Here is a 25,798-nt window from a genome sequence, read left to right as displayed (position 1 = left end):
GGATGCTTTGATTCCACAAACTGATGCGATGCACTTGAAAAGTGGATTCATAGGCTCCTTTGATTCCACAATCGCTTGGATGTGCTTGAAAAGTGGAATCATTGGGCTGTTTTGATTCCACGATCGTTGGAATGCACTTGAAGAGTGGAATCATGGCACTTGAAGAGTGGAATCATGGCACCTGAAAAGTGGAATCATAGGCCCTTCATGATTCCACGAGGTAACCATCATAATCTCGCATATGCCAATCTAGCGACGGAAACAGAAAAGAAGAAATTAAAAATTCCCATTTCCCAACTCTTTCGTTAAGCCCAAAAGAAAAAACGCCCAATTAGAAATCGGGCGTTTTTCAACTGCTTTTCAATATTTACCTAACTTGTCCATTCCCCGTCATCCTATACTTAATCGTTGTCAGCGCCGGCAAGCCCATTGGTCCGCGTGCATGGAGCTTTTGGGTAGAAATGCCGATTTCTGAGCCGAATCCAAGCGCGCTGCCATCTGTAAATCTTGTTGAAGCATTATGATAAAGGGCTGCGGCATCGACTACGTGCATGAAGCGCTTAGCTGTTTCCGCGTTTTCTGTGATGATGGCTTCTGAATGTTTTGTGCCGTATTGATCGATGTGATCAATGGCTTCCTCAAGATTGCTTACTGTTTTAATCGCAAGATCCAGGCTTAAATATTCGTCCGCCCAGTCTTCTTCATTTGCAGGAATCACATTTGGAAGAGCATCGGCTGCTTCCTTGTCGCCATGAACGGTAATGCCATGCTTTTTCACTGCATCTGCAAGTACTTCTTTATTTTCAAAAAGCCAGTCACGATGAACAATCAGAGTTTCCGCCGCATTACATACTGCAGGACGATCTGTTTTGGCATTGATGAGAATGTTCAGCGCCTTATCCGTGTCAGCTTCTTTATCAAAATATATATGGCAGTTTCCTACTCCAGTCTCTAAGACAGGTACTGTCGCATTTTCAACAACCGCCTTGATTAAAGAAGCGCCGCCTCTTGGTATCAGAACGTCAATATGCTCCTTCATTGTGAAAAGCTGCTGTGTTGCCGCACGATCCGTTGAAGCGATAAACTGAACGGCTTCTTTCGGAATTTTCGTTTTCTCAAGCGCACGGTGCATCACTTCCACAATCTTTTTGTTAGATGATAGGGCAGATGATCCGCCTTTCAGGACAATCGCATTCCCTGATTTAAGCGCAAGTCCTGCCGCATCTGCCGTTACATTTGGGCGTGCCTCGTAAATCATGCCGATGACGCCGAGAGAAACACGAACTTCCTCTACTTTCAGACCGTTTTCAAGCGTCCAATCGGATAGAACATCCCAAGTCGGATCAGGAAGATCGGCCACCTGGCGCAGACCCTCTGCAAAATCGCCGATTCGTTCTTGATTGAGAGCCAATCTGTCCATATAGGCCTCATCAAACCCTTTTTCTCTGCCCTTATCCAAGTCTTCTTTATTCGCATCCAAAATCACTTGGTATTCTTTTTCTAATTCATTTGCTACCATTCTAAGAGCTTCATTTTTTTCCTCTGTCGTTAACAAACTTAATGCTTTCTGTGCTTTTTTCGCTGTGATTGCCTGTTCTTCCACCGTCATTGGTTTAAGAGCTGCAATACTCATCAAAACGCCTCCAGTTCATTTTTAGCTTGGCACCTTTATTGAAAAATCGAGAGAGCAAACAAATGTCTCCTGATCAATCGCTGCCATTGTTTCATTTTTAGTATCTCTTTTTAAGTTTTCCGTTGAAAAGTTGATTCTGCCAAGACCGAATTCTTCTCCGTCTTCATCAAGGATCGTAACGACTGCGCCATCATTAAAGCGTCCGTTCACTTCCTGTATATCGACGGGATAAATGTTTCGCTGTTTATCGATTATGGCTGTTTTCGCTTTATTCGAAATCATAATCTTGCCTTCAGGACCGGAATGGAATGCGATCCATTGTTTTTTCTTATCAAGATTGAACGCATTCGGCTTAGGTTCAAAATACGTGCCTTTTGCTGTTCCGTTTACAGCATCCATCAAGATATCTCTTGTGCTTGATTTTCCTAAGAAAGATTGAATGCCAGATGCCATCGCTATCTTAAAGGCTGCAATTTTAGATTTCATGCCGCCAGTTCCGACTGCACTTCCAGAACCGCCGGCTGCTGCTTCAATTTCCGGTGTGATGGCATCCACTTTATCGAGGAGTTTGGCATCCGGATTGCTGTTTGGATTATCATTATAAAGTCCATCGATATCGGATAAAATAATCAGCAGATCTGCGCCAATCAACGCTGCAACCTTAGCAGAAAGCGTATCATTATCTCCAAACTTCAAACGATCGACTGTTACCGTATCATTTTCATTCACGATTGGAATAATGCCCCTTTCAAGCAGCACATTCATCGTATTTTTCATATTTCCATAGCGTGTTTCATCGGAAAAATCACTTCTTGTAATCAAAAGCTGTGAAGCGACATATCCGTGAGATAAAAAGAGTTCTGAATAAGATTCCATTAACAGACCCTGTCCGATGGAAGCTGCTGCCTGTTTTTCAGGCAGCGCTGACGGCCGCTGAATGCATCCAAGCTTGCGGTAGCCCGCTGCCACGGCTCCTGATGAAACTACTACCGTTTCATAGCCGGCATCCTTGAGTTCGACAATCTGATCTGCCAGCTTCTCAAGCTTTCTGCGGCTTACCTCGCCGTGCATACTTGTCAGCGAGCTGCTTCCGATCTTAATAACAACTCTTTTTATCTTTTTCTCTTCTTTCAACATCCTATCCCTCCTGAGAATCTGTGTCTAACCTTATCTAGTACATTCGGGTTAAGACGTCATCAATGCTCCTGCCATTTCTTCATTCAGCTCTTTCGAACGTTTTGCCGCATGATGAATCGCCTGTGAAATGGCTTTTCCGCCATTATTTTTCCGCAATGCCTCAAGTCCTGATGCTGTTGTTCCATTTGGTGAAGTCACTTTTTTCCTTAAACTCTCCGGTGCTTCGTCGTTTGCCATAATCATTTTCGCTGCGCCGAGAATGGTTTGAGCAACTATCTCGCGTACCATTTCCTCGTCCATTCCTTTTTCAACGCCCGCCTGCTCCATATGCTCCATTAAGTAATAGAAGTAAGCCGGACCGCTTCCTGCAATTCCTGTGAAAATATCCATCTGCTCTTCTTCAATTAAGAAGACTTTTCCCATACAGCTGAGCAGTTCTTTCACCGCAAACACGTTATCCATAACGGTATGTCTTCCAGGGCTTAGTGCTGTAGCTGATTCCTGGATCATGCTTGACGTATTCGGCATCACGCGTACAACCTGCTGATTCAGGTTTAAATGATCTTCCATGAACTCTGTAGAAATACCAGCTAAAACAGAAATCACAACCTGATCCGCTCTTACTTTATCTTTCAGTTCCCGGAGCGCATCTGCTGCGCCCTGCGGCTTCATCGCCAGGATAAACAAATCGATTTCTTCATATGGCAGTGCATCCTGCTGTACCGCGTTCACGCCATAAACATGATTCATTTCTTCAAGACGCATTTGATTGCTTCTATTTGTTACATAAATTTTTTCTGCAGGGATGCTTCCGACTTGTACAATCCCTGAAATCATGGATTCTGCCATCGATCCCGCACCTAAAAACGCAACTGTTTTTTCTCTTAACATAATGAGCCCCCTCAAAAATCTCTGTTCGTGTCCGTTCGTTTTTTTCAACGGTTATAATCGTAACATGCTGAGAGAGAGATTCAAGGGAATCCAGGACATTCATAAGGAATAGGCCGAGATAGTGAAAGGAAGCGTTATCATTGACGGGTTACCTATCAGCAAATCGGTTTAATCGGGAATAATCGGCTGTAATCGGGATATTTGCGGAAATTTGGATTTAACGTATTAGAGATAATGAACAGGTCCTGCTGGGAGACGCTTGGAAAAAGGAAAGTATTTTAGCTATTTCGGCAAGTAAAATTCTGATTGAGGCAAGTAAATCTGGTGAAAAGGAAAGTATTCGGCCGAAAATGGAAAGTATTCAAAAAAGAGCGCCCCCGTTCTTATCAAAGGACACTCTTCTCTTTATTAAGCTTCCAATTATTGCGGGATTATTCAAAGCTCTTCCAAACCACAGGAAGCAGATCCATTAATTCATGGGCAAGCATCGTATGTGCTGACCTCTTTTCTGACCATTTATCTGCACATGCTCCGTGAAGATAGACAGCATTTAAGACAGCATGTTTCCATTCGTTATGGCAGCACAGCATGCCAAGCATCATCCCTGTTAAAGTATCGCCTGTGCCGCCTTTTGCAAGTGCGCTGTTCCCTGTCGGATTTGCCCAGACTTCCCCATCCGGAAAAGCGCAAATCGTCTCGTTCCCTTTTAGAACGATCGTCACGCCAAGCTTTTTCGCCCATACGGAGGCTAGGTGCGGGCGGTTTTGCTGCAGCTCTTTTACATCAACACCCGTGATTTTTGAAAATTCCCCAGGATGCGGAGTCAGAATAACCGGTGATTGTCTTTTCCTATACGTTCTCTCAGACAGCGCCCCAGCATCCAATACAACGGGGCAATCCAGTTTCAGCACCTGTCTAATGGCCTTTTCTGTTTCTTCATCCGGCTCTATGCCGGGTCCTGCTGCAATCGCTTTGTACTTGGACAAATTAACTTTGTCATCTGCCAGCTTCTTCAATCCATTTCTCAAATAAGTTGCTTCCGGCAAACTCGGGACAACATACGGAATGACTTCTTCAACTGTGCCAATTTCAAGCTTCCCGATCCCGCTGCGCATCGCACCAAGACCTGAAAGCAGTGCAGCTCCAGGCATGTCCTCGCTTCCTGCTATAAGAAGACCCGTTCCGTACGTGCCTTTGTGGCCTGAAGCTTCTCTTTCAGGAAGAGTCGATTTGACGTTCTCTTCTGTCCAAAAGGAAGTCATGCAGATTACCTCATTTCTAATTTATGGATAGCTCCCTAATACGAGGACGCGCTGCCCTGTACCATTGAAGGCAGAGAATAAAAATAATCACGATATCAGCCAAATCTCCGCCGTAGTACATCAGCATACTGCCAGTCTCAGCCTGATCTGCCGGCACTCCGTTTGGCGGATGAGCATAGATATACTTCGACAAGATTCCGTGGCCTCCAAGTGCAAGCACAAGGACAATTGCCCGATAAACATAACTCGTCCTGTGCGGCGCGGGATCAATGTAAATGATGGATACTGTAAATAAATAACCTGCTAAAAATACATGAATATGGATGACGGCATGTAGCAGGATGAACTGATGCATGACTGCGTATAAATCTGTTGTATAAAGGACCCAAAGACCTCCCACATTCAATAAAGCAGCCGTAGCCGGGTTACTTAGAACGCGGACTGGACCGCTCTTCAGCAAACCCGTAAGCCGTCTTGCCTGATTCACTTTTAAGGCTCGTAAAAAGAGTGTCATTGGTGCAGCAAGAGCCATAAGCAGCGGCGCAATCATGCCGAGAAGCAAGTGACAGAGCATGTGCGCGGTGAAATCCATGTGGGCACGGTTAGCTAGAGGCCAGCTAACTGCAGCAATTGCGCAAAGAATCCCAATAAACCAGAAAACAGTTCGGTAAACTGGCCACTTTTTGCGCCTGTGATTAGAGGTCAAGACAGCCGCGGCATACAAAACCAATGCCACGACAAACGGCAGAGCCAATAGTATTTGAGGTCCAATTCCGACTGCATGATGAGAATGATGCATTCTACTCAGCCTTCCGCTTTTTTGTCTGTATGATAAGAATAATGCCGGCAATCAGCATCAAAGCTGCAATGATATTCCAGATCCAATCATATATGTACACATTGTCCACATAGCGAATCTGGTGAAGCCCCATCAGCTTATGCTGAACAGTGCCATCATACAATTGAAACACGCCTGCTCCAAAAAAGACGCCGCCCCACCATCTCTTTAACCATAAACCATTCCGGCGTCTGAGGTCCGCAAACAAAAATAACCCTCCAATTGTCGCAAGCCAGCTGAACGCGTGAAAAAGGCCATCCGAAACCAAGCCAATATCTGTTGTCGATTTATCATAAAAATGATGCCAGTGAAGAAGCTGATGAAAGATGGTTTCATCAATAAAAGCGACAAGGCCAAGACCAAATAAAAGACCGGACCATACATTCCGCGATAAATAGTTATAGCGATTTGAACCTTGAGTATCCATACGAGCCTCCTTTTGAAATATGTCTTATCTCAAAAATTCCCTTTCCCTTTCTCCTGTAAACGCTATAGATGATAATCCCTTCTTTTTACATACTGGATGATTTAAATATAGAAAAAAGATAAGACTTTCTTTCCATTAAAAAAGGTTACGAGGATTGTCATTTTTACAAAAAGAAAACCTCCACTGCTTAAATGCAATAGAGGTAACAGGGAGCTATTCAGGAATACCTGCTTGATTTAATGGAAAAAAACGCAGTTTTACTTCGCCGATCATTTTCTTTTCAGAAACCGGGCCTATCTCGCGGCTGTCCCTGCTTTGCCGCCGGTTATCTCCCATCACATAATAAGCGTCTTCGGGAACGATAGCCAGAAAATCTTCTGTCAGCTGTTCATTATAAGGGAGGTTCTTTTTAGATGCAGCCAAATAAGGTTCACCGTATTTTTTTCCATTAATATACAAAGTATCCTGTCTCATTTCAACTGTATCACCCGGAAGTCCGATGACACGCTTGATATAATCCTTTCCCCGCTCTGGCGAATGAAAAACGACCATATCAAAACGCTGAATGCCGCTTGTCTTAGAAATAATCAGCCTGTTTTGATCCTGAAACGTCGGCTGCATGGACTTTCCTTCCACCAAAACAGGCGCAAATAAAAATTCTCTGCAAATCAATGCAATCACGACGGCAAATACAATTGACTTGATCCAGCTCCATACTTCTTTTCTTGTATTCTCTTTCATTGCTGTCCCTCCAATCGAGCTCGACTGCTTTTCTCTTAAAAAGAGGCAGTCTGCATCAAAAAGATTCAAGCCTTCATATAATTTTCCGTTGCGATTTATTTTTTTGAAGACCAGAATGCGATTCCAAAAACAATCCCGATGGCAATTCCCATTCCAATATTATCAAGCGCGATTCCAATTCCTGCACCAAGTGCAATGCCAAGGGCCAAACCCGTTTGGTTCTTTTTTTCAGCACTCATTTTCACCCGCTCCTTATATGACTATCTACGAAAGTTAAAAGCGGAAAGTTTCAAAATGCAGGGAATATATCTATATAGTGCCATAAATAAGGAGTGATGTCCCTTATGAAACATATTGCGTCAGCCATCTATTTTTCATTCGGCTTTTTGTTTTATTTTCTTCAGTGGTTTGGAGGATTTTATGCACCGCCATTCATTAGCTTCATTATCTTTCTTTTCTTCTGTGCCGGATTTGCCTATTTTTTGTCTGCCATCAGACCATCAAAGCAGAGCGGCGAATAAAAGAAGGCGGACCTCTTAATAAGGCCGCCTCTCCTGGTTACTGATCCGGATATGTTTCCTTTAAAAAAGTGACAGACTGCCGAATCAGTTTCCTCATCACCTCAATATCAATATCAGCCACCTTGTTTATGTAGACACACGCCTTCCCGGTCGTATGCTTTCCAAACTCCTTTAAAAGCTCGTCGCGCTTCGTTTCACCTGGTGCAAAGTAAAGGCTGATTTTTGCTTTGCGCGGCGAAAAGCCTACAAGCGGTGCATCCCCTTCATGACCCGACGCATATTTGTAATGATACGAACCGAAGCCGATGATGCTTGGTCCCCACATTTTAGCCTCATAGCCCGTCGTTTCTGTGAAGATATCCAGCAGCTCGTAAGCATCCTCCCGCTTCTTAGCAGAATCAACAGCCTCTATAAACTCAAGAACACTATTGTCGGTTTCTTTTGTTTTCAATTCATACGCCACAAACTTCGCTCCTTTACAGATTCTTTTTCAAATAGTGGTGCTTAAAGTCTCTTCCAACTCCATCAAGCGTGCCATATACTTCGTATCCATGCTTCTTGTAGAAATCCACGGCCTGAAAGCTGAGGGTGTCGACTTTTACAAAATCGCATTTTTTAAGTTTAGCCAGATTTTCGGCTTCTGCCAGCAGCTTTGATCCGTGGCCTGAGTGCCGCAGATCCTCATCGATCATCAGAGTATGAATCTCAAGCCAGTTCCAGCAGATTTCTCCTAAAATCCCTCCGCGGACCATGTCATTTTCATCTTTGAGATACAAATTAACCTCCTCATACCTGCCGTTTAAATCCTCCGGAAAGTGAAGAGAATTGTACTCATAAAGTTTTTGATTGACGATGTTTTTGCTGTACGGACTATCTTCTTTTAAAATGTAGTAAGTCATATGCTGTCTCCCTGTCTATTTAATATGTTTCTTAATAATTCTTTTTAAAGATACCAAGTTCCTGTTTCTTTTTGTTCTTTTTCTGTGAAATAAACAAAAAAGCCAAAGAAACTTTGACTCTTTGTTTTGCTGATCGATTAAGGTGTATTTCCGTATACCTTGCCGGTTGAAGAACTGATCGTGCCGTTATTGACATTCAACGTATAAGACAGGCCACCTGACCCTGTCCATGTTGAGAGATTGAACGTGTTTCCATCAGTCAGCTTGTAAATGGAAATATTATTATATGTAAGCGAGCTTCCGCTTACACATCGAGTTGGCGTCTGATTGGATTTGGCCATGTAAACAGCCGCATTCACTGCTCCAGGCTGAGTAACCACTTTGGCTGTTCCGTCTTTTTCAACAAGGAGCGCCGATTTTTCATTCAGACCGATGCCTTTAGCAGATGTACCGGTTTCTTCCCCGTCCTGTATGTTGCGAGCCATGAAAGTGAGCAATCTTCCCATACGGTCTCTTTGCTCAAAATGCGTGTCTGTTTGGATGTTGTTATTGTGCGGAGTCTGAATCAGATAGTCTGTAAAGGAAATGAGAGAGCTGTAAGGGTTAGTAAGTGCAGTAACAGAGTCGAGTGTTCTTGATCCTGCAGAGATGGCATCATAAATATGATCTCCCTGTATCATGGCACCCGCACTTGTGCCGCCAAACGGAACAGTTTGAATTCGGTTGTTCAAGGCTGTTAAAGCTTGAGAGCCTTCAAGGAAATCTACATAATCCGCCTGATTTCCACCTGCGAAAAATATAGCTTCTGCTTTGTTGATTCTGTTGATGAGCGAGGAATCCGAGCCTGCCTGTGTTAAATTGTCTACCACGACAGTATTAACCGAGTTAAGAGGTTTTCCAATGGACTTAGCCAGATCATATACATACTGATTGTAGCCGTCAGTACCGGTCGCCCGGAGAATAAGGAAATCTCCTCCGTTTGCCTTTTGAATCATCCATTCAAATGCTTTGTCGACATCTGTGCTTCCTCCCATGTAAACCTGACCAAATGAAGTAGTTGTTACTTTATCCGCCGTGCTTCCAGTGGTGTAGAGAGTATACGGTGAGGCAGCAGCATCCGCCGAACCCTGAGGTGCTGAAACAATAAATCCTCCTATTAATGCAGCACAAATCAATAGCTTCTTCCCGGCCACTCGCAAATCCTTTACTCGTTTCATTTTATTCCTCCTATTATCTTTTTTGAAAATTCAAACTAATAATATGCAAGATATGTGCCAAGAAGAAAACAAGCAGAATTATCAAGAGTTTCGCTACTGGAGACTTTCTTTTTGGATGATTTTGGTTGTTGGAAAAAGCTAAATAAGAACCTAAACAACCAATTATTTTGACAAAAAAAGAAGCTGCCATTGTTCAGCAGCTTTCCCCTGTTTATTTGACAATCCCAAGCACAAATCCATCGTACCCTTTGCTTCCGACCGTCTGAATAGCCGCCGCCTCGATTCTAGGCTCCTTTGAAAGCAATTCCATCAGCGACCGGACACCGTTCACATTCTCGTCCAAGCTGTTTTCATCGATGACCTTTCCTCCGCGGACCACATTGTCTCCCAAAACTACGGTTCCAGGTTTAGAAAGTTTCATCGCCCATTCAAAATAGCCTGGATAATTTACTTTATCGGCATCAATAAAAATAAAATCAAATGGTTCCTGATCTTGAAGTGCGGGAAGCGTTTTGAGCGCAGCTCCAACCATAATCTCAATTTTATGATCAAGACCGGCTTTTTTCATATTTTCGATGGCAACACTCGCATGCTTTTCTTCATATTCAAGCGTGATCAGCTTTCCGTCTTCAGGCAGCGCACGCGCAAGCCAAATACTGCTGTAGCCGCCGAGCGTCCCTATTTCAAGAATCCTTTTCGCCCCTTTCATCTTCGCGAGCAAATAAAGCTGCTTGCCCTGGTTAGGGGCCACATCAATCTCTGGCAGCCCCGCCTCTTCGTTTGCTTTAAGAATATAAGACATATCAGGGTCAGTCGAATGAAGTTTAGATGCAAAATAATCGTCTGCTTTCTTCCAAATTGCTGGTGTCGTCATATGAGATCGTCTCCCTTTTCTTTAATTCTGGTTCTTATTCCCACTTAAACGTAAAACTCGCCACGATAAAAGCTCCCACAACCCAGCATCCCAAAATCAGCGTTTCCGTTCCAAGTGCCAAAAAGGATGCTCCGACGTTCATCACTTCCCTTAATGCATGGCTCAAATGGGAAATTGGAAGCACATAGACTATCGGCTGCAGGAAATCCGGCATGTTTTTTATCGGGAAAAAGACGCCTCCTAAAAAAAGCATTGGGAAGGAAAGGAATCCTGCGATTGGTGCCGCACTCTCCGGTGTTTTTGCAATTCCGGCAATGATAAATCCGATCGCCATAAAGGCAAGCGTGCCTAAAATAACAAAAGCAATCAGTGTCAGCCAAGATCCGCGTACATCCACCCCGAAAATCAGCTGCGCTATTACAAGGACAAGCAGTGCCTGCAAACCATTCAGCATAAGGCGCGCCGTGATCTGAGCTGCAATGAAGGTCGACGCCTTAAGTGTCGTTCCCTGCATTCTTCTTAAAATACCCCGTTCTCTCCATGCCGCGATCTGCCCTGCCACCCCGTTCATGTTGTTGCTCATAATCATCATCGCCACAATTCCCGGTACTAGAAAATCAATATACTGCAGATTCAGCGTTTCAATTCCTTTCGGCTCCGTGACGACGACAGGCTTGTAATCTGCTTTTTCTTTGCTGATCTGATCAACCGCTCCATTTACAAGCTGCAGTCCAAGCTGGGAGACTGCTGTATTTGTTTCGTCATAATAGACCGGGATTTTGAAAGGAGTCTCCTGATCAAGCTCTTCACCATAACCTTTTGGAATCACAATCAAGATTTGCAGATTCCCCTGATTCACCTCACTGAAGGCGATGTCCTCTTTCGACTCCATTTCAAGCTCCATCGCTTTATTTTTCTTTAATGAAGATACAAATGCCTCCGATTCAGCGGATTGATCCTGATCGACGACTCCAACCGTCACCGACATGCTGTTCCCGCCTCCCAAAAACGAGCCTAGCATGACCATCAGAAAAATCGGAAACGCAAGCGTCCAAAACAAGACTTGGCGATTGCGCATAAAAATACGCAGCTGGGTTAACGTTAACTGCCAATATGCCCTCATGCTTCCCTCAGCCTCCTTCCCGTCATATGAATAAAGACGTCCTCAAGCGTTGCCGTCCGAATTTGTAAGTCTGCCAATTTCAAGCCGCGGTCTGCAGCCGTTTGAATAAGGCTCGTTAAAGTCGCCTGAAGATTATCCGTATAGAGAATGGTTGCATCCTTCTGCTTTCCGACCTGCTTAACGCCCTCAATTTGAGTGAGATCCATCTCTGGTGCTTCTTCCTCAAAACGGAATTCCACCGCATTTTCAGAGTGAAGGCTGCGGACAAGCTCGGCCGGCGTATCGAGTGCAATCAGATTTCCCTGATCCATAATGGCGATCCTGTCGCAAAGCACATGAGCTTCATCCATGTAATGTGTTGTCAAAACAACCGTCACACCTTTTTCCTTCAGGTTAAAAATAATATCCCACAGCGTTCTTCTGGCCTGCGGATCAAGTCCCGTCGTCGGCTCATCCAGAAAAATAATCAAAGGATCATGGACAAGAGCGAGCGCAATTGCAAGTCTCTGCTTCTGTCCGCCTGACAAACTTTTAATTCTGCTCTTTGTTTTATCCGTTAAAAGCATATCCTCAATCAGCGGATGAATCGGAATTTGTTTTTTATAAAAACTCGCATACAAATGAAGGATCTCCTCCACCGTCAAAAGCTCAAAAAGAGTCGTCGACTGCAGCTGGACACCAATCACTTCCTTTACTTTCTTCAGATCCCTTACCACATCAAACCCGCCGATATCAGCCGAACCGCCATCCGGCTTCCGCAGCCCGACCAGCATCTCCAAAGTTGTCGTCTTCCCTGCACCATTCGGCCCAAGCACTCCAAATACTTCACCTTTATACACGTCAAAAGCAATTCCATTTACCGCAGTAAAATCGCCATACTTTTTCACCAGGCCATTCACGGCAATAATCCGTTCCTGATCACTCATTTTTTCACACTCCAAAATGAGACAGTCTTGCTGCTGCCTCAGATTTGTTTATATAGGTATGTATTCTTTGCGGGAGGGCTTTATCCCTTTCTATGCCATCTCATTAATCTTAAGTTCAATCATTGCAAACTCCCTCAGTAAACATTTGGACTTATCATCTAGAAATGACGCAGTATAATGAAGGTAAGGAACACTTATTAAAAGGATTGAAGTTTGATGTTTGCAAACTTCATGTGCGAAATCTCTTTTCAAGGAAGGAGGATTGCTATGACATTAGATCAGCGTTGTGTGGGGATTTTAAACAAAATTGTGGAAACGCCCCGTTTTGTGCCGACTTCAGAGATTATGGAAGCGATGAATATCTCGAAGCGGACTGTCTATTATGATATTGATAAAATTAATGATTGGCTGAAGGATCATGAGCTTGAAGCATTAAATTATGTCCGCTCTGCTGGTTTTTACGTATCTGATATCACACGTGAACAAATCAAACAAAAATTTACACATCCCCGGCAAGATCAGATGTATGAACATTCTCCTCAAGAAAGAAAAGCCTGGGCTGTGGTAATGATTCTGACAAGGGAAGAACCAGTTTTTCTGCAGACGTTTCTAGATCGTTTTCTTGTTAGCCGCAGCACCATGCTTTCAGATATTAAGCAGATAAAACAGGAGTTAAGCAGCTACAACCTGACTATTCTCTTTAAAAAAGAAAAAGGGTACTACTTATCAGGAGCTGAGCAGGACAAACGAAGTGCATTGGTTTCTTATATTACAGAGCTGACTGACGGACAAAGTTTAGATCAGCTTTTATCAGACGCAAAGAGGAGTTTAATAGCAAGCGGACCAGCATCACTTAAAGACTTTAAGAGACTTACAATCAGCGAGATTCATACTCTCTTAAATGAAGCAGAACAACTAATAGGGGTTCACTTTACAGATGACATTATCAATCAAATGAGCGTACATCTAGCTTCATTTATAAAACGTTTTGCTCAATCCAAATTTGTAACAATAAACCCTGTGGAAAAACAGGTTATCGTTCAAACAAAAGAATTTCAGGCATCTAAATCTATTTGCTCAAAAATTGAAAACGTTTACCAAATAAAAGTTCCTGAAGATGAAGTTTATTATATGACGACCTATCTTCTAGGAGCCAAAATCAGCGAATATAAGCGGGAACCGATTGATGACCAAGACTCTTTAAATATGAAGAAAATAATTACCAGGATGGTAGATTCCTTTCAAACATATGCATGCGTGGTTTTTAAAGAAAGACAAGCGCTTGAGAAAAACTTATTTTTGCATTTAAAACCTGCATACTATCGAATTAAATATGGGATTGATCTTGAAAATCCGCTGACCTCATCTGTCCAAGAGAAATATCAGGACATTTACTTGTTAACACAAAAAGTCATTCATCACTTTGAAGATGTACTTGGAAAACAGGTATCTAAAGACGAAATCGCTTATATATCGCTGCATTTTGGGGGCTGGATAGAAAAAGAAGGTGTTTCTGTACAAGCCAGAAAGAAAGCAGCGGTAGTATGCGGAAGCGGGATCGGCACCTCAAGAATTGTCCAAAAACAGCTGGAGGATTTAATTCCAACATTAGATGTCATTAAAGTGATGACCAAACGAGAGTATCATAAAAGCGAACTCGGACAGATAGATTACGTCATCTCAACAACTCCTATTAATGAACGGGATGTCCCTGTTTTCATCGTTCACCCCATATTAACCCATGCTGAAAAGACAAACCTGCTTGCACAAATTGAGGCATCGCCAACTTCAATGCCGGGTGACGTTGAAGCATTAATGACAATCATGAAAAAACATGGTGTGATTACGGATGAAAAAGGGCTGCAGCAAGAGCTTATTCACTATTTTAAAGCGAATAGATCTACAGAAAATGAGGTGAGGAAAAGACCAATGTTAAATGACATCTTAACAAAAGAAACGATTCAGTTTACAAATCAAGTTGATAGCTGGAAAGAAGCAATAAAGATTGGAGCAGAACCTCTTTTAGCAAATGAGTCTATTAAAGAGAGCTATATTGAAGCAATGATTAACAACGTAGAAAAACTCGGACCATATATCGTCATTGCTCCAAAAATCGCCCTGCCTCACGCCCGCCCGGAAGATGGAGTAAATAAAGTAGGGATGAGTTTTCTCAGAATAAAAGAGGGCTGTTCATTTTCAGAAAAAACTGAACACCATGTACATCTTTTATTCGTGCTGGCAGCAATCGATAATGAAACGCATTTAAAAGCCTTATCTCAATTTTCAATGATGCTGTCAAACCCAGAAAACATTTTGAAACTGGAACAAGCTGAAACAACGGATGAAGTTCTATCTGTTATCAATCAATATTCAACTAATTAGGAGGAAAAATGATGAAAAAGATTTTAGTAGTTTGCGGGAATGGATTAGGAAGCAGCTTTATTGTTGAAATGAATGTAAAAACGATTTTAAATGAGCTTGGCGTTCAAGCTGAGGTATCTCATACAGATTTAACAACAAGTAAATCAGAACAGGCCGATCTTTACCTGGGTTCGAAAGATTTAGTAGAGTCACTGGATGATGGAACAAGAACCGTTGAAGGGTTAACAAATATTTTAGACACCAATGAACTAAAAAGCGTTTTGGAAAAACACCTTAAATAGAAAGAGCTGCTCAAGTAAAGAGGAGGGTCTCGAATGATTGATTTTATTATGAAAGATGTGCTGGGTACACCAGCCATTCTTGTTGGATTGTTTGCTTTTATTGGACTTGTTCTTCAGAAAAAAGGGATTGCAGATACGATTTCAGGAACACTGAAGACCATTATGGGATTTGTTATTCTTGGTGCCGGAGCCACGATCTTAATTGGCGCTCTTGACATATTTGGAAGCATGTTCGAAAAAGCATTCAATATTCAGGGAATTATCCCAAATAACGAAGCGATCGTTGCAATTGCACAAGAAACACTTGGAACGGAAACAGCCATGATCATGCTTTTCGGGATGCTCGTTAACATCCTTATTGCCAGGTTCACTCGTTTCAAATACATTTTCTTGACAGGGCATCATACCTTATTTATGGCCTGCCTGCTTTCTGCCGTTTTCGCAACAGGCGGAATTACAGGAGTTCCGTTAATCATTATTGGATCACTTATATTAGGAAGTTTAATGGTGCTTATGCCGGCACTTCTTCAACCATATGTAAGACAAATTACGGGAAACGACAGTATCGCTCTTGGCCACTTTGGTTCGATTGGATATTTCACTTCTGCATTCTTGGCAAAACGGACAGGAGACAAATCGAAATCTACAGAAGATATCAAAGTGCCGAAATCTCTTGGTTTCTTGCGTGATACATCTGTAGCCATGAGCTTAACAATGACTATCCTCTTTTTAATTGTCGCACCCATGGCAGGAAAAAGCTTTGTCGAAACAGAACTGAGCAGCGGCACAAACTTCCTTGTTTTCTCCTTTATGCAAGCGATCACTTTCGCTGCCGGGGTATACATTGTATTAGCGGGCGTTAGGATGTTAATTGCTGAAATCGTGCCGGCTTTTAAAGGGATTGCAGATAAAGTGGTAAAAGATGCGAAGCCCGCACTTGATGCACCTGCCGTTTTCCCTTTCGCTCCAAATGCTGTCATTATCGGGTTTCTATCAAGTTTTGCAGCTGGTGCACTATCGATGTTTATCCTGCCATTACTAGGATTAAAAATCATTGTACCAGGCCTTATCCCCCATTTCTTCACAGGTGCTGCAGCAGGAGTTTTCGGGAACGCCACCGGGGGCAGACGCGGCGCTATTATTGGAGCATTTGCCAACGGACTATTAATCTCGTTTTTACCGGCACTGTTATTGCCTGTCCTTGGATCATTAGGCTTTGAGGGTACGACTTTTGGAGATTCAGACTTTGGGGTTGTTGGTATATTAATTTCATTCATCATTAAACTGTTTACGTAAGATAGAAACAGCAATTCATTGATGCGCAGTATAAGAAGTCCTTCATCAGATGTAATTTGCTCAAACTAAAAACCCAAGAACGCTGATATATAAGCATTCTTGGGTTTTATATTTTTGAGCTTGAAAGGTATTTTTTGGGAACCCTCTCGTTTTTCTTCCTTTTTTGATCAGCGCCCACCAAATAAGAAAACCTTGAAACCCATTTTGACAGCTTCCGCTACATTATACTTAAATGATTATTTTCGTCCCATCAAATCTTGTAAAGGTAAAGCCTTTAAACTTTTCATTATAGGTTTTCTTATAGGATTGAAGGATGCCAATCGCCACTGATTCACCTAATTTCAGACCTTCGACTCCGTCAGATCGAAAGTGTACGCCAGCCGTATCTCGTCCATGTGCAATATTAGAGGCAAGTTTATTTAATTCTCCTCCTATTGTTAAGGTTGAACCAACATAAGGAATGAGGGCTGTACCATCAGAATTAGCAGTCACCGGATTTGGAATGGCGAAGGATTCATTAAAGAAAGCTTTGAGGATTGTAACACAAGCTCCGGCAATGCTTGCATGTCCGGCAGGGTATGAAGGATGGGTCGGACAGCCTTCAGGATAGGCTATTGGAAGCAAGTACGTACCAAATTTTCTTTTTATATGTTTAATTGCATTAGATTCCAGCAATTCTTGTTCTATAGGGTAGGACGATGCACCTGTTAGATGATTATGAACAAAGCCCCCAAACTCCTCTGGCCGAAGTTTGCGATGAACTAACCATTTATGAAACCATGCTGCTTCTAACGCATTTCTAGTTGCTTTTGTGATGAAATCCAGCATATGCACGGATCCAAAGGTAATAAAGCCGCCTTGAGTTTTCGATTGGAAATAAGGATTATCTTGATCAAGAGCGCCTTGTCCATATGGGATCAGTATTAAGCAAGCGTTAAGAAAAGCCTGGAATGAATAGTCTTGATGAACCCATTCTCCGAGATCTCTGCCGCTCCGGATATACCTTGGGACTGAATCAAGATGATTTGGTGAAGATGGGAGATGGCCATTCTGAACAGCTGCCCATTCGTTATATGACGTCAGGTAGTCGTCCCCCGGCACTGGAGTATAGTATTGCTGTGTTACAGTTTTAATTCCTTGCCGAATATCCTTCCAGAGGAATTGAGAAATCAATGGTCCTGTCAGCTCTCCATCTGTATTCCCCCTGAACAAGGTTCGGCTCGTAACTGCTCCATTCTCTTTTGGTCCCCTAAAATCAGACAGCTTTGAAAGTTCAGAGGCCGCTTCCACTATCAGCGGATTCTGATCGTAATCTGAATAAGGGACATCTCTGGTAAGTGCCCGCCAGTAAAGCTCCGCCATTTCACCCGCTTGCCACGCACTGCTGAACCGGGGAGGAACAGCTATGCTTAACTGATGACTATCTTGGCCCACCAGATTAAATGAATAGGCGGCCTGAGGATTGGCAAGCTTCACAACATTGCCCATAAGGATCGATTCGAAGTCTTCGGGTTTTCCTGATGTTAGTGCTTTCTTCAAGGTTTTATATGCTTTTTTATCTGCTTCCCCAAGCAGATTATGAGGCAAAGCTTTAGAAAAATTCCCGATTTTATTTGGATAAAGCCCCTCATCTCCGTTACATCGATGTGCACGGTAATGTCTATCAAAATACTTTGCTTGTTTCATACGCAGCTTCAGTACTTCATCCCGACGTTTTTTTTGTGAAAAAGGTCCGATTTGACATGAATTCTTTTTGGAATGCGGCTTACTGCCGTTTGCACTTAATCTTTTCGATTCTTCCATTACATCATACCCCTCATAGTAGGTTTCTATAAATTTCCAAAAAAGCTTAAAAATTACAAAAATCCTGTTATAACTTCAAATTATGTAAAGGTATTTATAATGTATAGTCTATTGGATTAGGGTATTTAGATCATTTTGAATGAATGGTTAACTTTTAACAGAAAAACAAGGAATTATTGACATGATTGGTTCTAAGCTTGCAATAGGGAACTAACTCTTAGCATAAAAGAAAAAATAAATTATGCTATGATAAGAGAAAAACGTTTTCAAGCAACAGGGGGATATCAATGAAACTCGGAGGCTTGCCGCAGCAGCTCTACACCATAACCGAATGGATCACCAGAATCTTTACAGCCAACATTATCTGGCTTTTCTTCAACCTGCCTATCGTCTACTTAACATTCAATCTATTTGCTATTAATGAACCAGCCGGCTTAATAGTTAACGGTCTGACCATTGCATTTTTTGCTCCATTTATCCTGTTCCCGGCTACAACTGCACTCTTTGGCATCGTACGCAAATGGGTGACCACGGACAGCCAAGTTCCGCTGATCCGCTCCTATTGGCGTTTTTACAAAGAAAACTACGTACGCAGCATGACCGGCGGCCTGATTATTGTCCCACTCTGGATTATCCTGGTCATCGACTATTTTTACTTTGAGAGCGCCAACTCGCCGCTCTACTATGTTTTTCTTGCAGCTGGCATGTTCATGTTTGTCTTTACTCTGCACTTCTTTTCCAACACGGTGCACTTTCATCTAAAATTGTTCCAATCGCTTAAAAACTCCATGCTGCTCTCACTGGGAAAGCCGGTACATACAGTTGGTATTGCGGCATGCGCTTTAATCCTGTTTTACATAAGCACAAGCCTGTTTCCTCTTCTGGTGCTGCTTGGATTAGGGAGTCTTGTGGCATTGGCTGCGTTTTTTGTTTTTCGTAAGGCTGCCTGAAAGGTAAGATTGAAAGCCTGCTTTCTTTTAAAGTCAGGCTTTTTTGATACGATATTCTTGTAAAAATTCGTTTTGCTGACTTTTGCAGAACGCCGGAAGATGATTGCTTCCCTTTTTGATTTCACAATAAGTCTTATATTCGATACGCACACTGAGCTGGCTTGAAAATTTTTTTGTTAATTCGACGTAACATATTAAATCCACTGTAAATTATTCTAGGAAATAAATCTCTCACATTTATAAAACTAATCTCCTAAATTTCACAGTCAGATCCTTGAGAAATCAAGGGTATTTATAACTCCTATTCCCTTTACAAAGTTTATTCCCTCTAATACATATTTTTCACAATCAGACGTTATGCTTAGTAGGTAAGCACTCATACTTAGGAGGGAAAACAGTTGAAAGAACGATTAAAACCTATTTTTTTCGCGGCAATGGTACTCGCCATGGTAAGCAGTTTGTTTTCAGGAATGCAGCATGTTTCAGCTGCAGAAAAATCCAAGCAATCATCCGAGGTAGACTTAAGGGCAATGACTTACAATTTAAGATATTTAAACAGCAATGATCCTTCCCCGCATACTTGGGCGGAGCGGGTTCCGACCATCAAGAAGCTTATTCAAAAGGAACAGCCGGATATCATTGGAACTCAGGAAGCTGTCTATCAGCAAATTAAAGATCTAAACGACCAACTGCAAAAATACAATTGGATTGGCCTGGGTCGTGAAGGCGGAAGCAAAGGCGAATACTCAGCCATTTTCTACAACGAAAATAAGTATACGCCAATTGAATATGATCACTACTGGCTATCGGATACACCGGGAGTTATTGGATCAAAAACTTGGGGGAATCAAATTCCGCGCATGGTCACATGGGCAAAGTTTCTTGATAAAAGGAGCAGCCAGCAGTTCTATGTTGTAAATACGCATTTTGATCATCAATCACCAGAAGCCAGAGAAAAAAGTGCCTCCCTGATCTTAGAAAAAACAAAAGAATTCAATCCGGATTTACCTGTTATCTTAACAGGTGATTTCAATGCTGGACCTGCTAGTCTTCCGCATCAAACTCTTACACAAGACGGAGCATTCAGTGATCTTTGGGATACAGCCCAAACTCGCGTAAACGAAGATCTTGGAACATTCAACGGCTTTAACGATCCTACTGGGCAAGGTCCTGAAAGACGCATCGACTGGATCCTTGCAAAAGGCAACATCTTAGCAAAAACAATCGAAATCATTAACTATCAAAAGAATGGGCAATTTCCAAGCGATCATTACCCTGTTGTGACTGATTTAACAATGAAGTATAACTGAAAACAGCTGGACCCCGCATCATTACAGATGTCTTTTTGCACTTGTATTTATTGAGGATTTTTTAATTGTATAACCCCTCAAAATATTTCCTTTTTATTCTAGGATGGAAAGTCTTCTTTGATTTACAAATAGAAACGGCGCATCGTATATGCGCCGTTTCTTATTTATGCTTATATAAAATGACTATTCGCCTGAATAAAGAACTGAGAATTTTCGTAGTTGTATGTGATTTTGGAAAAGTCGAAAGGCTGGCCGTTGGTTAAGTGAAAAATACTCTCGCCGTACAGTTTTGGTGATCCGTTCGGCAAACCTAAACACTTCGCTTCATCTTCATTCAGGATTCCAGCATTAAGATATAAATCGGAGAAGCCGATCTTCAATCCCAGTCCTTCCATAATATAGCTGAATATGGATTCAGAGACGATCTCTCTGTTTAAATACGTAACGATCGATTTGTTAAAATAAGATTCTTCCAGGCACAACGTTTGTCCGTTCACAAACCGGACCCTTTTTACATAATAGACATCGTCTTCAAGTTCAATATTTAAATTGTAAGCCACTTCTTCTGTCGGCTTCCTCACGTCTAATTCAATCACTTTTGAAGTGAGCGTAAAATTCTCAAGATCTTTTTTAAATCCTTGATTTGAAAGCAGACTGATATATCCTTTTCTCTTATGCCTTCTGACAAAAATTCCGCTGCCTCTGACTTGATATATAACCCCTTTTTTCTCTAACAGATCCAACGATTTCGTGATTGTGCTCTTACTCACTTCAAATTGAGTCATTAATGCCTCCAGAACAGGCAGTTTATCTCCCTGCTGAAGCTCATGTTCTTCAATATACTTTTCCATTTCTGCTGCGATTTGCTGGTACTTTAACATGCACATTCCTCATTTATTGATCATTTCCAACACCCAAATTATAGCATAACCTTCTAAAACGCACAGTTAATATTATTATACCCAATAAAATAAATTGTTTATGTATTGATAAATTGTACCGGTACAATTATACTGTAAGCGTATACTACAATTTTCATTCAAGGGGGAATTAAATTGTCGGGTAAAGTGAGAAACTATCCAAAGCTCGCGAAAGACATCTTAGAAGCGGTCGGCGGAGAAGAAAATGTGGTTGGGGTTACGCGCTGTGCAACAAGGCTCCGGTTAGTGCTTAAACGGTCAAATCCGAAAGCGAAAGAAATTGTAGGATCCATGCCCGGCGTCATTACGGTAGTAGAAAACAGCGGACAATTCCAAATCGTAATCGGACAGCATGTAGGAGAAGTCTATGACGAATTTTCTAGTTTAGTAAACGTTGACGCATCGAATGAAAAAAGCGAAAACAAAGGAACGATCTTAAACCGTGTCATAGCAACGATGTCAGCCGTTTTTGCTCCTTTTATTTACATATTGGCAGCAGCCGGTATTTTGCAGGGATCACTAATCATAATCAATTTATTTTTTAATAGCTTTGCAGAAACTGGTACTCATCAAGTTTTAAGTTTTATATCATGGGCACCATTTACGTTTTTACCTATTTTCATTGCCATTACCGCATCCAAGCATTTTAAAACAAACACCTTTATAGCTGTAGCTTGCAGTGCCGCATTGGTCAGTCCAACGTGGTCAGATATGGCGGCAAAAATTGCAGAAGGAGACAGCATTACTTTCCTTGGGCTTGCCTTATCAGAAACGGTGTATACTTCTTCCGTCCTGCCTCCGCTATTCTTAGTGTGGATCTTGTCTTACCTAGAAAGATTTTTAAATAGAAATATCCATGAAGTGATACGGCCTTTATTTGTTCCATTATTTTGTATGATTCTCATGGTCCCTTTAACCATTCTATTAATTGGGCCTGTTACAACAATGGGGGCAAATGGGATTGCGAATGGATATAACTTTCTGGCCGAAAACGCACCTGCTTTAGCTGGAGCGATTATCGGCGGCTTATGGCAGATCGTCGTTATTTTCGGTGTCCATTGGGGAGTCACACCAATGGTACTGGCGAATTTTGAACAGTATGGACGCGATTCCTTCCAGGCTTACCAGACCATTGCCGTGATTGCTCAGGTCGGAGCTGTCCTTGGAGTCATTTTAAAAGCAAAAAAGCAGGAAACACGAAAAGTCGGGATTTCAGCAGGAATCACCGGAATCTTTGGAATTACTGAGCCGGCCATTTACGGAGTGACTTTAAGGTTTAAGAAACCGTTCATTTTCGGTTGCATTTCCGGGGCAGCCGGAGCTGTTGCCGCGAGCTTCTTCACTCCTTACTACTTTGTTTACGCCGGACTGCCGGGACCGCTGACGATTGTTAATGGAATCAATGCCGAGATCCCAACGTCCATTTGGGGAATTCTGATCGGTTCGGCAATTGCCATCATTCTTCCGGTCACTCTCATTCAGCTATTCGGATATGGAGAGGATACAGCTAAAGAAGCAGATAGTGGACAAGCAGATCAAAGCAGAGTTAATTTACAGTCACCTCAAAACAATGAAGAAACAGTGGATGCTCCGTTAAGCGGCAAGGTAGTTCCCCTTTCAGCGGTGCCAGATGAAGTTTTCAGCACTGGTGCGATGGGACAAGGCATAGCCATTCATCCAGCAGACAACAAATTATACAGTCCTTTTGACGGAAAAGTAGTCATGGTAGCTCCTACAAAGCATGCAATTGGGCTTCGTTCAGAATCCGGAATTGAAATGCTTGTCCATATCGGGCTGGACACGGTTACTCTAGAGGGAAAACCTTTTGAAATGAAAGTGAAAGACGGAGACCGATTGAAAAAAGGCGATTTGCTCGTCGAATTTGATAAAGAAAGCATAATAAATAAAGGGTTAAAGACTGTTACGCCAGTCATCATAACGAATTCAGCAGCTTATGAAAAAATTATCATTGAAGAGCTTGAAGAAACTTCTTTACATCAAAAATTATTAACAGTTGTGAAATAGGAGGAATCAATTATGAAAAAAATGCCAAACGATTTTTTATGGGGCGGCGCATTGGCTGCACACCAATTTGAAGGCGGATGGAATCAAGGCGGAAAAGGACCAAGTGTTGTCGATGTCATGACCGCTGGTGCACATGGCGTACCGAGAAAAATCACTGAAACAATTGAAGAGAATGAATTCTACCCAAACCATGAAGCCATCGACTTCTACCATAACTATAAAAGCGATATTGCTCTATTCAGCGAAATGGGATTAAAATGCTTAAGGACTTCAATCGGCTGGAGCAGAATTTTTCCTAAAGGCGATGAAGCGGAACCTAACGAAGATGGCTTAGCATTTTATGATGATGTATTTGATGAACTGCTGAAGCGTGGAATTGAACCAGTCATTACCTTATCCCACTTTGAAATGCCGCTGCATTTAGCAAGAGAATATGGCGGATTCAGAAACAGAAAAATGGTCGATTTCTTTGTGAAATTTGCGGAAGTCTGCTTTAAACGTTATAAAAACAAAGTGAAATACTGGATGACCTTTAACGAAATCAACAACAAAATGGATGTAAACAACCCGCTGTTTTTATGGACAAACTCAGGGGTTCAGGTTAAAAAAAATGAAAACGCGAAAGAAATTATGTACATTGCGGGACACCATGAACTTCTTGCCAGTGCAATGGCTGTATCTATTGGAAAAAAAATAAATCCGGAATTCCAAATCGGTGCCATGGTTTCTCATGTACCGATCTACCCATACTCATCAAACCCGGAAGACGTCATGCTGGCGGAAGAAACAATGAGGCAGCGCTACTTCTTCCCTGATGTACATGTCCGCGGCTACTATCCAAGCTATGCTCTAAAAGAGTTCGAACGAGAAGGATTCAACATCCCAATCGAAGAAGGCGATGAAGAAATCCTTAGGAACGGAAAGGTGGACTACTTAGGCTTCAGCTACTACATGTCCACTACCGTAAAAAGCGGTGTAGTTAATGACAACTCGGGAGATATCGTCAACGGCGGATTGCCATACGGAGTGGAGAACCCATACATTAAATCCAGCGACTGGGGATGGGCGATCGATCCAACTGGTTTACGATACACCCTAAACCGTTTCTACGATCGCTACCAAATTCCATTGTTCATCGTGGAAAATGGCTTCGGCGCAATTGACACAGTAGAAGAGGACGGCTCCATCCATGACACTCAAAGAATCGACTATTTAAAATCCCATATTGAAGCATTGGAAAAAGCCGTAACATACGATGGCGTTGATCTGATGGGCTATACGCCATGGGGCATTATTGACATTGTGTCATTCACTACCGGGGAAATGAAAAAGCGATATGGAATGATTTATGTGGATCGTGATAACGAAGGAAATGGATCTATGAAGCGGTATAAAAAGGATTCATTTGATTGGTATAAAAACGTGATTGAGACAAATGGTGCAGAATTATAATATAAAACATAACATGTTGTACCTTGGACGAATATCATGTCAGCTAAACATTGATGGATTCAATTCCCAAGCGATCATTATCCCGTTGTGACTAATTTTATGATGAGGTATAACTTCAATAGTGGAACCCCTGCATCGTTGCAGGGGTCTTTTTTAACTTAGTATTAATTGAGGAATTTTAGTTATATATTTCTTAACCTAACCTTTATAGTTTACTTTTCAAATAATAGCGTTAAGATACTCTTTTTTATATTTCCCTGTATTCTCACCAATCGAACAATAATAAGGATGAGGTAAACGAGGTGCAACGGGATAGTTTAGTTTTTTAGTTCTGACCATATGCTCTAGAGTTTTTTCCACTTCTTTACTAAGTGGTATAATCACTTTTGGATTCACAATATCCATCTCGTTTATAAAGGACTCAGTAAATGCATTGGCTAGGTGATGCGGCAACTTATAGTAATTTAGTTTTTTTCCGTCTTTCTTAAACCCGAACCACGAAAGATTCGTCATGTATACTCGCTTGTGAAAATCTTCAATTCCAACCTCTTTTATGATAGATAATATAAATTGTGCACTTCTCTCCCAATCATCATTGAAAACATCTGATAAAACATGAGAGGCTCCTCTGAAGTCAATGAATGGGATTCCTGTTTTGCCTGCACCGTTTCTGCCAGGATTAATGCCACACAATACAATTCTTTCATCCTGCAGTTTATACATCGTTTCATAATATTTTTTAACAAGCCCTAAGTTTTGATGAAAGCCATCCAGTATTGTAATGTTTTCTTTTTTAAGCTCCATACTAATCGAAGGATCCTTAGTTATCTTTTCATAAAAATCTGCGTGCATCTGGACAATTCTTTCCATGTAAACACTTCCTTTGATTA

The 25,798-nt window shown here is 41.9% G+C and carries 25 protein-coding genes; 8 read left to right on the top strand and 17 right to left on the bottom strand.

The window, feature by feature from the left end:
• Positions 1-367: 367 nt before the first annotated feature.
• From ABEQ24_RS15610 to ABEQ24_RS15575, 8 genes are all read right to left on the bottom strand, one after another.
• The gene (locus ABEQ24_RS15610) at positions 368-1,633 is read right to left on the bottom strand and encodes a glutamate-5-semialdehyde dehydrogenase (protein WP_430007638.1); all 1,266 of its coding nucleotides are present in this window, start codon (positions 1,631-1,633) and stop codon (positions 368-370) included.
• Between the two features lie 21 nt (positions 1,634-1,654).
• On the bottom strand, positions 1,655-2,770 hold the full coding sequence (gene proB, locus ABEQ24_RS15605; RefSeq protein WP_430007637.1) for a glutamate 5-kinase: 1,116 nt from the start codon (positions 2,768-2,770) through the stop codon (positions 1,655-1,657).
• A gap of 48 nt (positions 2,771-2,818) precedes the next feature.
• Positions 2,819-3,661, bottom strand: a complete 843-nt coding sequence (proC, locus tag ABEQ24_RS15600) for a pyrroline-5-carboxylate reductase (protein WP_430007636.1) — start codon at positions 3,659-3,661, stop codon at positions 2,819-2,821.
• Between the two features lie 431 nt (positions 3,662-4,092).
• Positions 4,093-4,923: an NAD(P)H-hydrate dehydratase gene (locus tag ABEQ24_RS15595; RefSeq protein WP_430007635.1), complete on the bottom strand. Its 831-nt coding sequence runs from the start codon at positions 4,921-4,923 to the stop codon at positions 4,093-4,095.
• A gap of 16 nt (positions 4,924-4,939) precedes the next feature.
• Positions 4,940-5,722, bottom strand: a complete 783-nt coding sequence (locus tag ABEQ24_RS15590; RefSeq protein WP_430007634.1) for a cytochrome c oxidase assembly protein — start codon at positions 5,720-5,722, stop codon at positions 4,940-4,942.
• A 1-nt stretch (position 5,723) separates the two neighbouring features.
• Positions 5,724-6,188, bottom strand: a complete 465-nt coding sequence (locus ABEQ24_RS15585) for a DUF2243 domain-containing protein (RefSeq protein ID WP_430007633.1) — start codon at positions 6,186-6,188, stop codon at positions 5,724-5,726.
• A gap of 213 nt (positions 6,189-6,401) precedes the next feature.
• Entirely contained in the window at positions 6,402-6,929 is a 528-nt protein-coding gene (lepB, locus tag ABEQ24_RS15580) for a signal peptidase I (protein WP_430007632.1), read from the bottom strand.
• A 95-nt stretch (positions 6,930-7,024) separates the two neighbouring features.
• Positions 7,025-7,168, bottom strand: coding sequence for a hypothetical protein (locus ABEQ24_RS15575; RefSeq protein ID WP_430007631.1), 144 nt, complete (start codon positions 7,166-7,168; stop codon positions 7,025-7,027).
• 105 nt (positions 7,169-7,273) lie between these two features.
• On the opposite strand from ABEQ24_RS15575, the gene ABEQ24_RS15570 reads away from it, so the two are divergent.
• Complete coding sequence (locus ABEQ24_RS15570; RefSeq protein WP_430007630.1) at positions 7,274-7,450, top strand: hypothetical protein; 177 nt, start codon at positions 7,274-7,276, stop codon at positions 7,448-7,450.
• Between the two features lie 37 nt (positions 7,451-7,487).
• Here the strand turns inward: ABEQ24_RS15570 and ABEQ24_RS15565 are convergent, their stop codons facing one another.
• The 6 genes from ABEQ24_RS15565 to ABEQ24_RS15540 form a co-directional block, all read right to left on the bottom strand.
• Complete coding sequence (locus tag ABEQ24_RS15565; RefSeq protein ID WP_430007629.1) at positions 7,488-7,913, bottom strand: DUF1801 domain-containing protein; 426 nt, start codon at positions 7,911-7,913, stop codon at positions 7,488-7,490.
• A 13-nt stretch (positions 7,914-7,926) separates the two neighbouring features.
• Complete coding sequence (locus ABEQ24_RS15560) at positions 7,927-8,349, bottom strand: GNAT family N-acetyltransferase (protein WP_430007628.1); 423 nt, start codon at positions 8,347-8,349, stop codon at positions 7,927-7,929.
• 137 nt (positions 8,350-8,486) lie between these two features.
• Positions 8,487-9,566, bottom strand: coding sequence for a cyanophycinase (locus ABEQ24_RS15555; protein ID WP_430007627.1), 1,080 nt, complete (start codon positions 9,564-9,566; stop codon positions 8,487-8,489).
• A gap of 211 nt (positions 9,567-9,777) precedes the next feature.
• The gene (locus tag ABEQ24_RS15550) at positions 9,778-10,440 is read right to left on the bottom strand and encodes an O-methyltransferase (RefSeq protein ID WP_430007626.1); all 663 of its coding nucleotides are present in this window, start codon (positions 10,438-10,440) and stop codon (positions 9,778-9,780) included.
• Between the two features lie 34 nt (positions 10,441-10,474).
• Positions 10,475-11,563, bottom strand: a complete 1,089-nt coding sequence (locus tag ABEQ24_RS15545; RefSeq protein WP_430007625.1) for an ABC transporter permease — start codon at positions 11,561-11,563, stop codon at positions 10,475-10,477.
• On the bottom strand, positions 11,560-12,489 hold the full coding sequence (locus ABEQ24_RS15540; RefSeq protein WP_430007624.1) for an ATP-binding cassette domain-containing protein: 930 nt from the start codon (positions 12,487-12,489) through the stop codon (positions 11,560-11,562). The genes ABEQ24_RS15545 and ABEQ24_RS15540 overlap by 4 nt, the downstream gene beginning before the upstream one ends.
• 267 nt (positions 12,490-12,756) lie before the next feature.
• Between ABEQ24_RS15540 and ABEQ24_RS15535 the strand changes: the two genes are divergently transcribed.
• Genes ABEQ24_RS15535 through ABEQ24_RS15525 form a run of 3 tightly spaced genes read left to right on the top strand, consistent with a single transcriptional unit; the run spans position 12,757 to position 16,448 of the window.
• Entirely contained in the window at positions 12,757-14,871 is a 2,115-nt protein-coding gene (locus tag ABEQ24_RS15535; protein WP_430007623.1) for a BglG family transcription antiterminator, read from the top strand.
• Between the two features lie 11 nt (positions 14,872-14,882).
• Entirely contained in the window at positions 14,883-15,152 is a 270-nt protein-coding gene (locus ABEQ24_RS15530; RefSeq protein WP_430007622.1) for a PTS sugar transporter subunit IIB, read from the top strand.
• 33 nt (positions 15,153-15,185) lie between these two features.
• Positions 15,186-16,448 (top strand): PTS ascorbate transporter subunit IIC, encoded by a 1,263-nt coding sequence (locus tag ABEQ24_RS15525; protein ID WP_430007621.1) that lies wholly within the window; start codon positions 15,186-15,188, stop codon positions 16,446-16,448.
• A gap of 228 nt (positions 16,449-16,676) precedes the next feature.
• On the opposite strand, the gene ABEQ24_RS15520 is transcribed toward ABEQ24_RS15525, so the two are convergent.
• Positions 16,677-18,251, bottom strand: coding sequence for a vanadium-dependent haloperoxidase (locus tag ABEQ24_RS15520; protein ID WP_430007620.1), 1,575 nt, complete (start codon positions 18,249-18,251; stop codon positions 16,677-16,679).
• Positions 18,252-18,538: 287 nt separating this feature from the next.
• Between ABEQ24_RS15520 and ABEQ24_RS15515 the strand changes: the two genes are divergently transcribed.
• Complete coding sequence (locus ABEQ24_RS15515) at positions 18,539-19,201, top strand: YesL family protein (RefSeq protein WP_430007619.1); 663 nt, start codon at positions 18,539-18,541, stop codon at positions 19,199-19,201.
• Positions 19,202-19,599: 398 nt separating this feature from the next.
• A complete protein-coding gene (locus ABEQ24_RS15510) occupies positions 19,600-20,511 on the top strand; it encodes an endonuclease/exonuclease/phosphatase family protein (RefSeq protein ID WP_430007618.1) in 912 nt (303 codons plus the stop codon).
• A 170-nt stretch (positions 20,512-20,681) separates the two neighbouring features.
• Here ABEQ24_RS15510 and ABEQ24_RS15505 read toward each other — a convergent pair whose 3' ends face one another.
• Positions 20,682-21,392, bottom strand: coding sequence for a GntR family transcriptional regulator (locus ABEQ24_RS15505; RefSeq protein WP_070879530.1), 711 nt, complete (start codon positions 21,390-21,392; stop codon positions 20,682-20,684).
• Between the two features lie 174 nt (positions 21,393-21,566).
• On the opposite strand from ABEQ24_RS15505, the gene ABEQ24_RS15500 reads away from it, so the two are divergent.
• Both ABEQ24_RS15500 and bglA read left to right on the top strand, forming a co-directional pair.
• Entirely contained in the window at positions 21,567-23,456 is a 1,890-nt protein-coding gene (locus tag ABEQ24_RS15500; RefSeq protein WP_430007617.1) for a beta-glucoside-specific PTS transporter subunit IIABC, read from the top strand.
• 12 nt (positions 23,457-23,468) lie between these two features.
• The gene (bglA, locus tag ABEQ24_RS15495) at positions 23,469-24,908 is read left to right on the top strand and encodes a 6-phospho-beta-glucosidase BglA (protein ID WP_430007616.1); all 1,440 of its coding nucleotides are present in this window, start codon (positions 23,469-23,471) and stop codon (positions 24,906-24,908) included.
• 219 nt (positions 24,909-25,127) lie between these two features.
• Here bglA and ABEQ24_RS15490 read toward each other — a convergent pair whose 3' ends face one another.
• Entirely contained in the window at positions 25,128-25,778 is a 651-nt protein-coding gene (locus ABEQ24_RS15490; RefSeq protein ID WP_430007615.1) for a uracil-DNA glycosylase family protein, read from the bottom strand.
• Between the last annotated feature and the right edge of the window lie 20 nt (positions 25,779-25,798).

Source organism: Metabacillus idriensis (assembly GCF_050483325.1).
Taxonomy (GTDB): Bacteria; Bacillota; Bacilli; order Bacillales; family Bacillaceae; genus Bacillus_P; species Bacillus_P idriensis_A.
The sequence above is the reverse complement of the archived record's forward strand: the minus strand, read 5'-3'. Positions and strand labels throughout refer to the sequence as shown.